We start from the raw sequence: 12,263 nt of genomic DNA on the forward strand, positions 1-12,263 counted from the left end.
CATAAATTAAACTTTACTTTGTGGCATAACCATTTTTTCTAAAATCATTCCAATTTTTTCTATTGCTTTGTCGGTGTTCAATTGAAATTTGTGGAGTTGGGCAATATCCATTTTTTGCTGCTTCAACTCCTCGGCAATTAATCCAAAATTCTTTTGCTGCGTCAGCGCGATAGACATTAAAGCTTCGACTTTAAATCTTAAGTCCGCAACAGTCGCTTGTAAAGATTCATTTTTATTTTGGAGTATTTCAACTGATGTCCGTAAATCAGCGTTGACATCAACTTGTCTATCGAGTGTAGCTTCAGTCCAGTCCAAACGGTCGTCAGGTGTATATGTCATGTCTATTTAAAACAGCCGTATCAAAAACTAATCATTCATTTATGCTACTACATGCTGGAAAATTCTAGAATGAATTTAATCCATTCCTCAAAATTATCACTTACCCATAACTTTCTACTAGGCTCAACACCTGGGAGTGCCTATACTAGTACTAAGCACAGGTATACCAGCTTTCAACATTTCCAGAGTCTTTAATTTGACTCCAGCACCTCGAAGTAGTGGCACAATTCGACTTGTAGCTCGTTCAAAATAATCAGTCTGGTCTTCGATAAACCCTGTAATGATAATATTTTTACCCTTTAGTCTCTGTATTTTCGGACGAAGGACTGGCGCCAACTATATATAGTTTATATTCCGAGTCTTTTTGTAATAAATATTTATAAAATTATTTATAACACCGCTCCACAAATATAATAACTGCTTCCTCATTTTCTGGACGACTTATCGCTGCCCAAAATAATAAGCTCTTGCTCTCGATACTTTCTTGCCGACGCTCAACTTCATAAACAAAATTACTTAACTTTGGGTGCTTGACAAATATTTACTTTTTAGGTAATCAAAACAGCGAAGTTAAAATATCTTTATCTTGATGCGAAAGCACCCATCGTTGATTTGCTTGATTCGTAGATATTATTTTTAAAGTTAAACAACCACGCTCTTGATGCTTAAGACCAATTTAATATGAAGCTGCAACTGGTCAAATTCCCGACTTCTTTAAAAAGTCGGAAATCTTAATTAATGGCACCATAAAAAGCGAGAATATATCGCTTCTACGGTTTATTAGATGAACGATTTTTTCTTGATTTTGAGAATGTAAGTTTTATATTTGATGCAACAACTAGCAAATGGTTTACTTAAGTTAATGATTTTTTTTACCACAGAGACACGTACAGACGCGATTAATCGCGTCTGTACACAGAGTTAATAGGTTGACAAAGAAAGCAAAGGAAGAGAGTAAGAGTATGATTATAGGTATAATTAGTATTATGCCTATCTACGGATGACATCTTAACAGTTGATAATATAATTAGATGACTTCTTGAGAAACCGAGTTTCTTTATCAAGATATTACAATCAAATAAAAACTTGGTATGAAAACCCGGTTTCTTAGTTTAACTTAAAAAAGGGGTTTGAATGTGGCTAATAACGGTGTTAAACAGGAAGAAATAGTAACAATATCTTCACCGAGTGCAGTTGATTTCAGACAGTTATTGAAAATTTTAATTCGGCGCCGCTTTTTCATATTAGGTGTAGCTGGTATAGTTATGAGTGCAGCGTCTGTTGCGGCAATTCTGGCAAAACCAAATTACCAGAGCTATATGCAACTACTTGTTGATCCTGATTTATATACAAATATAAAGTCGGGCAACAACCAAGCTGATGGAAATAGCGATTCTTCTACTGACTCGAATGTAGATGTAGTTGACTATACTGCTCAGTTAAAATTGATGCTAAGTAATCAGTTAATACAAAAAGCTGTAGTGTTACTGCGTGAAGATTATCCAAATATTACAGTTGAAGATATAAAAGGTAAAAAATATCAAAAGTCTCCTCTTTTGTTAACGCGCGTTGAAGCAAGTAACGGGGTAAATCGTATACCTAGCCAAGTATTTGATATCAGATATAAAGACCACGACGCTATTAAAACAAAGCGAGTACTGCAAACGCTATTTAAAGTATACCGAGATTATAACATTGAGCAGCAAAAGCAGCGGTTAACAAAGGGAATGGCATTTTTAGACGAACGTTTACCCAGAGTTAAGAATAATGTTGTAATTGCTGAACGTAATTTAGAAGCGTTTCGCAAGAAAAATAATATACTTGACCCAGAAGCACAGGCAAAAATCATTTTAGATAATCTAGCTGAAACTCAAAAGCAGTTACAAACAACCCGCGCGCAATTACAGGATGTGCAAGCTAGATACATAGCAATACAGCAAAAACTTGCAGATTCACCAAGTAGTGCAACAATTTCATCACGGTTGAGTCAATCTACAAGGTATCAAACTTTACTAAACGAAATTCAAAAAACCGAGTTAGCTTTAGCGCAGGAGCAAATCCGCTATACTAATGACTCTCCAGTAGTACAGAAACTAGTCCAAAAGCGAGAAAATCAGTTAGCTTTATTACGACAAGAGGTAACGCGCGCGAATTCAGATAAAACAGGAAAGAAAACTTCACAGCTAGAAAATTCAGAAATTGACGCAGCGATAAATCAAGCATTAAATCAATCTAATCAAAATGAGTCATTGCTTGGTGAAGGGCAAATGACAGCAGTTGATGTTGGACTTGCTGAAGAATTGGTACAAGTGCAGACAACAGCGCTTGGTTTAGAAGCGAGTGAAAAAAGTTTAGCAAATTCTGCGAAACGTTTACAGTCTGAACTGGAAAAATATCCAGCTTTGATAGCACAATACAACCGTTTGCTAAGAGAAGTTCAAACCAACCGTAAAACTCTCGAACAATTAATGCAAGCACAGCAGTCACTTTCTTTGAAAATTGCTCAAGGTAGTTTTGACTGGAAAATGTTGGAGGCGCCAGAGCGTGGAGTGTATACTGGTAGCGGTCGCTTGTTTATATTAGGTGGTGGTTTGATTGCGGCGCCAATAATTGGTATTATTGCAGCTCTGAGTTTAGAATTGCTCAACGATTCGATATACACCACACACGAATTGCAACGTATCACCAAGCTACGTTTGTTGGGAATAGTGCCCAAATTAAGACATTCCAAAAATAAACGAATATCATTATCATCATTACGCAATACAAAAGCCTTAGTCGCTGACTCGTTTCGAGAAATAGCTCCACTACCATCGCACGAAACATTAGACATAGCATATCAAAACATTCAAATTCTCAACCCACCTCTACCTTATAAATCATTAATGGTGACATCTGCCTCGTTAGGTGAAGGAAAATCAACGGTAGCATTAGGACTTGCCGTCAGTTCCGCGCGGACACACCACAGAGTACTAATAATAGACGCAAACTTACGTCAACCCAGTTTACATAAATGTCTCGACCTTCCAAACGAGTGGGGACTATCACTATTGCTCGTCGATGACATTAATTCACCATTCAAAGATTACATCCAGCCAATACATCCTTCAATAGATGTTTTAACAGCAGGACCCTTGCTTGAAGATACAGTCAAATTACTAAGTTCGCGACGAATGAAACAACTGCTAACAGAATTTGAGCAAAGCTACGACTTAATTTTAGTCGATGCTCCTCCAATTCTCGGCACCGTTGACGCGCAAATCTTAGCAACATTATGTAATGCAATAGTCCTAGTCGCGCGTCTCGGTCAAATAACCCGTGCGGAGATTGCCCAAACTACAGAAATATTAGAGAATTTGAATTTAATAGGCATCATCGCAAATCAAGTTCAAAGTTATTAATAGTTTACCTAACCACAATGCACCACCCACCATATGTCCCTATGGTAAAATTATCACCACAGAGGCACAGAGTTAACAGAGGGAAGACTATTATCCTTTTTTCAAACATCCTCTGATCTACGATTCATCAACATCAACTTGGTATCATGCGCGGAGGGGTAGGTGTGGAAAAAGAGGATTGAAGGAAAATGGCTCAATCCAAGTCCCCATAAGGATTTGAAGCTAAAAAAATCAAAAAACACCCGCGCACCTTGCCCAGACTGGCTTTCAGCCATTTTGACCTAACACAACCAATATTTTCCATGCTAAGATTATCCCATCCGCGCAATCGAACCTTGAGAACTATATATAAAGCCATTTCTGGGTGCCCGCTGTTTAAACTTCTATTAATCCCTATCAGGGATTGAAACTACCACCTCGACCAAACCGCGCGCGAAACTATAACGTTTAAACTTCTATTAATCCCTATCAGGGATTGAAACGACCGAACCAACGACCGTAAGGGTGTATGGGTTGAAGTTTAAACTTCTATTAATCCCTATCAGGGATTGAAACGTCAAAGCAAAATCAATCAATAAAGAATATGCTATAGCGTTTAAACTTCTATTAATCCCTATCAGGGATTGAAACGTGTGCTACCATAGTCTTGAGAATATTTAATAAAGTTTAAACTTCTATTAATCCCTATCAGGGATTGAAACCTATTGCAGAAATCACGCAACTAATCAATGAGAAAGTTTAAACTTCTATTAATCCCTATCAGGGATTGAAACGCCAAATGAAGACAGCGGGTGTAGAAATTCAAGTTTAAACTTCTATTAATCCCTATCAGGGATTGAAACGTATCCGAAAGTGACGGAGACAACGCACTTGAGTTTAAACTTCTATTAATCCCTATCAGGGATTGAAACGTTTCCATCGTTCCCTGTTAGCTGGGTCTTGGGGCTGTCGTTTAAACTTCTATTAATCCCTATCAGGGATTGAAACAGCCAATAATTGGTGCCGTCAAAATAAAGAAGTATTGGTTTAAACTTCTATTAATCCCTATCAGGGATTGAAACAGCACCGTACTTCTCTGGCTTAAAAGTATGCCACCCGTTTAAACTTCTATTAATCCCTACTAGGGATTGAAACTATCATTTGTAAATACTACATTACTTTCTTTCCAGTAGAATATTTACTCTCAATCTTATCTTTTTCTTTGTGCCCTTTGCGGTTAATTTTAAATCGGTGTTATTAGAGTGGATATGGATTAATCATTATTAGGAGTTGAAACCTATCCCAAGATACATATATACTTTTGAAAATTTTTATATGATGTAATTTAAATCCTTAGTACTGTCACAACTATGAGTCGGTGCGTGACGCTACAAGTCTTATAACTACGTTGAAATTCCTTATGGCGTCACGCACCCTACTTTCGCGACTCATAACGAAAGTTTAGATATTATTTAAATTTGAGTGATATGTTATCTCGATTGTTAATGGTGTTATTTTTAGCCATCGTCCTTTGGAGTGGTTTATTTGCAAGAACTGCTTCTTCTCAGTTGATTGAGTCTCGCTTGTATAATTTGGAAACTGATTTTAATCGCCTGGAGTCTCGTTTGGCTAACATAGAGGCGAGATTTAGCGCTTCGCCTTCACAACAAGGCGCCCCTACAACATCACGGACGACCCCACGTCGCACTACACAGCGTGACCAAATGTTTGATAGGCTAGCAACTCTCGTAGTGGAACTCAAACAGCAAGTTAATACTTTAGAGGGACGTGTGAAAAAACTAGAAGCACGCTAATTCTTTGAGTATCCCACACTGAAAAAATCAAACTTTATACTTGAAGTAGAGTTATTTTTTACAGGAGACCAAGAATGGCTCCCAATCCTTCGATAATGCGGGCTGTTGAACAATTGGGATACCGTGTCACCGTTGGTGATGTCGCTACCCAAGTTGGTTTAAACGTCGCACAAGCCAATCAAGGTTTGTTAGCTTTAGCCTCTGATGCTGGAGGTCATTTACAAGTTGCTGATACTGGCGACATTGTATACTTATTTCCTAAAAACTTCCGTGATGTCTTGCGCGATAAGTACTTCAAGCTTAAGTTGCAAGAATGGTGGAATAAAATTTGGGGTATTTTATTTTACATAATTAGAATTTCTTTTGGTATTTTTCTTGTTGCTTCGATTGCTTTAATCAGCATTGCAATAATTCTTATAATTTCTGCGATGTCCGACCGTGACAACGGTGGTGGTGGTCGTAGTTGGGGTTCTAGCTCTGGTGGTGGTTTCTTTTACTTCCCTGATTTTTGGTGGTTCTTAACTCCCAATTATGATAGGCATTATCGAGAACGGCGCCGTGAAAAGCGTGAACTAAATTTCTTTGAGGCTGTTTTCTCGTTCTTATTCGGTGATGGCAACCCAAATGCTAACTTAGAAGAACGTCGATGGCAAGAAATTGCTACTGTTATCAGTGATAATCGTGGCGCCGTTGTTGCTGAACAAATATCGCCATACTTAGATAACATCGGCGAAAAATACCAGCAAGAATACGAAGATTACATGCTTCCGACGTTGACGCGGTTTAACGGTCAACCACAAGTGAGTCCAGAAGGAGAAATTGTTTACTACTTCCCCGAATTACAGGTCAGTGCAGTTAAACGACGGTGCCATGCCATAGCATCTTATCTAGAAGAGTTTAAATGGAAGTTCAGTGCAGCTGACTCTGGACAAATTATGCTTAGTGCTGGTTTAGGTATTGCTAACTTCGTTGGCGCCTTAGTTCTTGGTAGTTTACTGCGTGGTGGTGTTGTCGCTGCCAAATTAGGTGGACTTGTAGGGTTTGTCCAAGGTATTTACTGGTTACTATTAGCTTACGGTACAGGATTTCTAGTTATACCATTAATTAGATACTTCTGGATTCAATGGCGCAATACCAAAATTACCGAAAGGAACTCCGAACGAATATCTCGTGCCAAACTACTATCTAATATCAGCCAAGAATTACAAAACAAAATCGAGTTTGCGAAGCAATTCGCTGCCCAAAAAATCATTGGCAACGAAAATCTAGCTTACTCTACAGAAACCGATTTACTCGACCAAGAAATTAAACGTTTAGAACAAGATAATCAAGATTATTTAGAAGAAGGTAATTAAGATTAAATCAACAATCTTGTGGGGTGGGCAACAGGCGCCCGCCCTTTTATATAAGACTTTACTAAACTTAGGATATAACAGGACATGATATTACTCTGGTGGATGTAAATTTGCACTCCTCAACAAACGACGTAGATTAACAACACCAAAGCGATTTAAATGCAATGCATCAACTGTTGCTCTGCCACAAGGTGTTTTGCCAATTACCTGTGTAAAATCATCATTCCATTCAAAATGATCACTCCAAACTTGCTGCCGAGGATTATACAGCGCAATTTTTTCTCTAGTTTCTAGATCAAGTCCCTTAATTTTAGAATGTTTGTGACTATTACACCCATAACAGCTTCAGGCAAAAATTCGTCAATCAATATTTTTACATCACATGAGCGAAGTTGGGCGAGTTGAATCAAGGCTCCCACACGTTAAGCATCTTGTTGTTCTACGCGATCAACATATGTAAGGAGTTCTTGATGCTCTGCGTCTGTAATTTCTTCATCTTCGTTGCGCTGACGTAAGTAAGCTAGTCTGTTTTGTTGTTCGGGTGGCAAACGTTTTTGAATTACTTGAAGTAAAGCTGCTTCATCTACTTTAGACTTTGGCGCTTCTGATACCTGTAAAGCTTCATGAGAAAGGGCTTCTAAAAATTCAACTGCCCTTTCTAAAGATTCTCCTGGTAATTTTTCAAGCAACGCTATTGCTCGTTCACGAATTTCTGTAGGTGCAGTCATAGTAAATCTAAACTAACCTTATTTGCGCCTATTTTAACGCTTTTTTATAAGAAAGAGCCTTGTAAGGTGCGTGACGCTACTCGTTCATTAGTTTGATTTTACGATTGTTATAGCGTCACGCACCCTACTTCCATTCCTCAGGACTCAGAGTTCAGCACTATTTAGCTTTAATTGGTGATAATGCTACACCTCGGAAGTAATAAGCTAGTATTTGCAAATGATTCGCGCGTTGTAATGCTAAATTATAGGCGCCCCATTGACTCATGCCAACACCGTGACCATAACCTCTTCCTTGAAGTAAAAAATTACCACCGGGAACGTTAGTAACGGCAAAACGGGTACTTCTTAACTTCAATGCTGTACGTACATCTTCACCACGCAGTACCTTAGTACCTTTATCGCCAACAATACGCAATGACCGAACGCTTCCAAATTGCGATACTGCATCTACCACCATTTGTTTGGCTGTTCCAATTTCAGGAAAGCGCTGACTAATTTCTGCTGCTGAAAAAGTTCTTTGCCAACTACATTCAGGAATGTTTTGGTCAAAGTCTGGAACCGCGCGTAGGTAAGGTTCTTTACTTCCCCAAACGTCTTCCACATTCTCTGTATGTCCACCCGAACAAGCATGGAATACTGAAAGAATTATTCGATTGTTATAAGTTAATACTTGCCCTGCTGTTTTATCAACCGCATCTAACGTACTGGGAGATTCACTTATCACTCCTTTATATATTTGCCACTTGTCTGGACTGTCTCCTAAATCAAACACTGGGTCGTTGCGACGTTTCTCACGCTCAAAAATCGCAAAGGTACGCGCGGCAATAGCTTGTGCTTTCAACGCTTCAGAAGGCCAACGCGAGTCCATCTCACCACCAATAACGCTGTAAAGATACTCTTCTAAATCTACCCAATTGACCGCAGTTAAACCTTGACCTGTTGGAACTACTAAAGTTCTACCTCGATACCACTTATCACCAATATATACAAATCCCTTTCCTGTCGGTTCAATCCAAAATAAACCGGAACGCCATTTATCGAGCGCAACTCCACCCCCAGGTACTGGTTGAGCAAAATATGCACTCATCGCAGGTAACTGTCCCAAAGTCCGACCGCTACCATCTTTTAAAACCGCAGTCGTTGAACTACCGACTCTTACCTGTTTAACGTTCTGTTCAATTGCAATACGCAAAATTACCGCTGCTTGAGCAGGAGCAACCATCGCTATCGACAACAAAATCCCAAACCACCAGTGATGCAGTTTAAATTGGGAGAATAACGAAGCGAAGTTAAGTTGGATTTTCATGCCAAGTAAAAATTTGTTTCCTATTCCTCTATATGTGTCTAACGTTCACCACAAAATGTAGAGACGTGCAGAGCGGAGTGTACCGCAGGTAAATTGCCCTTCGGGGAAACCTCCGGTTTTCAAGTCTCTACTTAGGTTGATTAAAATTTTATTCAGACTGAATAGGGTTGTCTTTAGGATTAACAAGCCTCAACAACTTCTGCTTAATTTGCGAGTCGTAGACTTCCCATTTCATTCTGGCATAACTAGAGTTTTCGTTTCCTCCTGACAAAAAGCCCATCGGAATTTCAAAACCACCTGCGCTAGTACGTCCACCACCAAAAAACCTTCCACTACTGTCTTGCCCAAAAGCTTCTTTTATAAACTCATCAGGGTCTAGCGTTAACTTACTCGTTCGCAACGAACCAATCACGACTTCGAGTTCTTCGTCTTCGTCGTGAACAATGCCATATACTACAGCTGTATGAACGTTCTCTTCTGTCACAAGAAAATCTGCCGCTTGGGGGATAGCATCACGGTCGTCATAGCGTAGATACCCAACTCCAGCAATGGAAAAGTTGTTCTGAACGATACGATTTTTCAACGACCGCTCTATAACATCCATCACTCGCTTCGAGCGGTTCGCTAGTAATACAGTATTTAACAGTTGAGCATCATAAAACCGACTCAAATACGCTGCTGCCATAAAATCCTCTTCCTGTGCTTGCATTAACCGATTTGTATCGGAACGCAAACCATGCATCAAGGAAGTAGCACATTTAACATGTTGACTGATGCTGCTGTCAAGCGTCAATAAACCCGTTTGCAGGTACTGGGTAAAAATTGTTGCGGTTGCCCGTACCGAAGGACGAATATCCGTAAATTCAGCTTTGAGTTCTCCTTGTATACTATGATGGTCGATAACGGCAATCAGCGGCAGTCTCGCTTGCAGAACTGCTGATAATAGCTGCGAAGTCGTTCCTTGGTTATCGATTAAGACAAAACCTTGATAAGAAGATAAATCTTTTGTTTTTAAAGTTGGTGGAGTCCATCGCTGCGCTGGTAAACCTGTTAGCTTTACTAACGCAATATTCTCCTGGTGACTTAATGTCCCGCCGTAAATAATTTCACATTTTATATCATATTGCTGTGCTATTAACTGATAAGTCCATGCCGAAGATAGTGCATCTGGGTCTGGAAAATCTTGCAACACTATTAAATGACGCTCGTGTCGGCGCCCAGCTAGTGTATGCTGTAGTTCTTCGGATTTTTGATATGCTAAACAGCCATTACGCTGCCCCAATCCATTTTCACCCGTTGTTCCATTCACAACGGGTTGCCTGACTAGGGGAACATCAAGGTCTATATCTGTTTCTTCAGAATGTGAATCGTTTGTCAAAGTAAGACTCTCAAGCTGAGAAAGGGAGGAATTTAGTTGCATAAAGAATTTGTTTTTGATTGGGGTGAGGCTCCTTAACTTGTTGGACAATCCAGACGATAACCAGCAACCCATACTTCAATGGGCTAGCCACACACTTATAATTTTCGCAAAAATATCTAAGCTTGGCATCTTAATATTATGCCAGTCTTCTACATCACCGCTACCAATAAATATACATTGTTCTTAGCACCAATATACCAGGAACACCCAAACCCAGACGCTATAAAACTTCCACGCAAATAGAGCGCGTTTTGGACAGCCACCACACATCGGCGCCCAATGTCCAACCCTTAACCCACACGTACACAAGCAAAAAATATTTCAAGGCAATAGTTGCCTACCACGATATTCTCTGCTAAACTCTAAAAGTTCGTCGCAAAACAGCGCATCGCAGTGCGAGCGTTATCGATTGGATTTCACTTCTTTACATTTCTTAATATAAAGTAGTAAATCTATAAACCGATGACGTATTTTTGCCATTCCTTATGCGTCCCAGTTTTGAGGTGCTTACTTACCTCGAAATAGAGACTACTATAAGGACGACGAGGCGTATGGCGTAGTGGCATGTTCGCTTCTTGCGGCGTTCGACTGCCTTTTTTAACATTGCAGCGAACACACGCCGTTACAATGTTTTCCCAGCTGTCTCCACCTCCGCGCGAGCGTGGAATCACATGGTCAAGTGTCAATTCATCTCCGGTGTACCCGCAGTATTGACAGGAATGCCCGTCGCGGTGCAATATATTTCGACGGGTTAATGGAATTTCTTTGTAAGGGACGCGGACATAGTGCCTTAACCGGATGACGGTCGGCAGTGGAAAGTCAGCGTAAAGAAATTTGCCGTTATGTTCAACCTGTTCTGCTTTGCCCTTAATCAGCAAGATAGCAGCACGGCGCCAACTTGTGATGTTAAGCGGTTCGTAAGAGGCGTTTAATACTAAAACCTTCCCCATTGATTAAAAAACGCTCAAGGTATTAGTTTTACATATATTAACACGAATTCGATCAGGATTGCGATACTAACACAATTTATACATATATCAAGCCGCGTAAAAAGCTTGGGATAACCAGAAATTTTGGATATATTAAGATATTTTATACACACTGTTGGTACACCGACTTTGGTTAAGTATTGCTTGTTTTCTTTTACTAATGCTGCTTTTTCTTCAATTTTATTACCTGTGTACAAAGTAACATATGCTACATTCCTTCTTTCAGAAAGATTTTTGAGCAGGTTAACAATTGGTTACAGATTGTTACATTGATATATCGACTTGCTCTTGTGTGAATCTAGTTTTGGGCGTTAAACTTCGTGATTATTCGGAGTTGCGGCTGGAGAATTGAATATATATAGTATTCGGTTTCACAACCAGATTTAAAACCCGAAATTATTGTGTGGTGTAGGGAGTTGTATAGATATGTTAAGCCATGAGCAGTTCTTGGACATTGCTCCAAAGGAAAGAAATACCTATTCTTGGATGCAGCAGCGTGCGTGGGTTGAAATTGATTTAGGCGCCGTAGAGCATAATGTTAAGCAGTTGCGTTCTTTACTAGGTAAGCAAACGCAGTTAATGGCGGTCGTGAAAGCTGATGGTTACGGTCATGGAGCAGTTATAATTGCTTCTTCTGCACTCGAAGCTGGAGCAAGTTGGTTAGGAGTTGCAACAGTTCCAGAAGGTATCCAACTGCGCGAAGCTGGTATTACTGCACCAATTCTATTACTAGGCGCCGCACAAACCACCGAACAAATTCATGCGATAGCGAGTTGGCAACTTCAACCAACGTTATGCAGTCCAAAACAAGCTTTAGTTTTTTCCGACGTTTTGGAAGCCATTGATAATCAACATTGTTTACCTGTACATATTAAGCTCGATACAGGAATGTCGCGTTTAGGAACCAACTGGCAGCAAGCAGGAGAGTTTGT

Annotated in this window: 10 protein-coding genes and 1 CRISPR repeat array; of the genes, 4 read left to right on the top strand and 6 right to left on the bottom strand. The window is 39.7% G+C overall.

Annotation, left to right across the window (positions count from 1 at the left end; genetic code table 11):
• Positions 1-6 precede the first annotated feature (6 nt).
• Both AC2JBO_RS10570 and AC2JBO_RS10575 read right to left on the bottom strand, forming a co-directional pair.
• Positions 7-339 carry a hypothetical protein gene (locus tag AC2JBO_RS10570; protein ID WP_496953606.1) on the bottom strand — a complete coding sequence of 111 codons (333 nt, stop codon included), beginning with the start codon at positions 337-339 and terminating at the stop codon, positions 7-9.
• Between the two features lie 123 nt (positions 340-462).
• A complete protein-coding gene (locus AC2JBO_RS10575) occupies positions 463-675 on the bottom strand; it encodes a glycosyltransferase (RefSeq protein ID WP_496953607.1) in 213 nt (70 codons plus the stop codon).
• Positions 676-1,475: 800 nt separating this feature from the next.
• Between AC2JBO_RS10575 and AC2JBO_RS10580 the strand changes: the two genes are divergently transcribed.
• The 3 genes from AC2JBO_RS10580 (at position 1,476) to AC2JBO_RS10590 (ending at position 6,888) form a co-directional block, all read left to right on the top strand.
• Positions 1,476-3,740, top strand: coding sequence for a GumC family protein (locus AC2JBO_RS10580; protein ID WP_496953608.1), 2,265 nt, complete (start codon positions 1,476-1,478; stop codon positions 3,738-3,740).
• A gap of 373 nt (positions 3,741-4,113) precedes the next feature.
• A CRISPR array of direct repeats spans positions 4,114-4,874; the repeat unit is 37 nt; unit sequence GTTTAAACTTCTATTAATCCCTATCAGGGATTGAAAC.
• Positions 4,875-5,206: 332 nt separating this feature from the next.
• The gene (locus AC2JBO_RS10585; protein WP_496953609.1) at positions 5,207-5,533 is read left to right on the top strand and encodes a hypothetical protein; all 327 of its coding nucleotides are present in this window, start codon (positions 5,207-5,209) and stop codon (positions 5,531-5,533) included.
• A gap of 74 nt (positions 5,534-5,607) precedes the next feature.
• On the top strand, positions 5,608-6,888 hold the full coding sequence (locus AC2JBO_RS10590) for a hypothetical protein (protein WP_496953610.1): 1,281 nt from the start codon (positions 5,608-5,610) through the stop codon (positions 6,886-6,888).
• Positions 6,889-7,310: 422 nt separating this feature from the next.
• Here the strand turns inward: AC2JBO_RS10590 and AC2JBO_RS10595 are convergent, their stop codons facing one another.
• From AC2JBO_RS10595 to AC2JBO_RS10610, 4 genes are all read right to left on the bottom strand, one after another.
• Complete coding sequence (locus AC2JBO_RS10595; RefSeq protein ID WP_496953611.1) at positions 7,311-7,616, bottom strand: hypothetical protein; 306 nt, start codon at positions 7,614-7,616, stop codon at positions 7,311-7,313.
• A 157-nt stretch (positions 7,617-7,773) separates the two neighbouring features.
• Positions 7,774-8,922, bottom strand: a complete 1,149-nt coding sequence (locus AC2JBO_RS10600; protein ID WP_496953612.1) for a SpoIID/LytB domain-containing protein — start codon at positions 8,920-8,922, stop codon at positions 7,774-7,776.
• Between the two features lie 148 nt (positions 8,923-9,070).
• Positions 9,071-10,342 carry a DHH family phosphoesterase gene (locus tag AC2JBO_RS10605; RefSeq protein WP_496953613.1) on the bottom strand — a complete coding sequence of 424 codons (1,272 nt, stop codon included), beginning with the start codon at positions 10,340-10,342 and terminating at the stop codon, positions 9,071-9,073.
• Positions 10,343-10,794: 452 nt separating this feature from the next.
• A complete protein-coding gene (locus AC2JBO_RS10610) occupies positions 10,795-11,292 on the bottom strand; it encodes an HNH endonuclease (RefSeq protein WP_496953614.1) in 498 nt (165 codons plus the stop codon).
• Between the two features lie 465 nt (positions 11,293-11,757).
• Between AC2JBO_RS10610 and AC2JBO_RS10615 the strand changes: the two genes are divergently transcribed.
• Positions 11,758-12,263: alanine racemase (locus AC2JBO_RS10615; RefSeq protein WP_496953615.1), on the top strand; the 506-nt coding region annotated here is incomplete at its 3' end.

The organism is Calothrix sp. CBUCES-K 9914, from assembly GCF_059640475.1.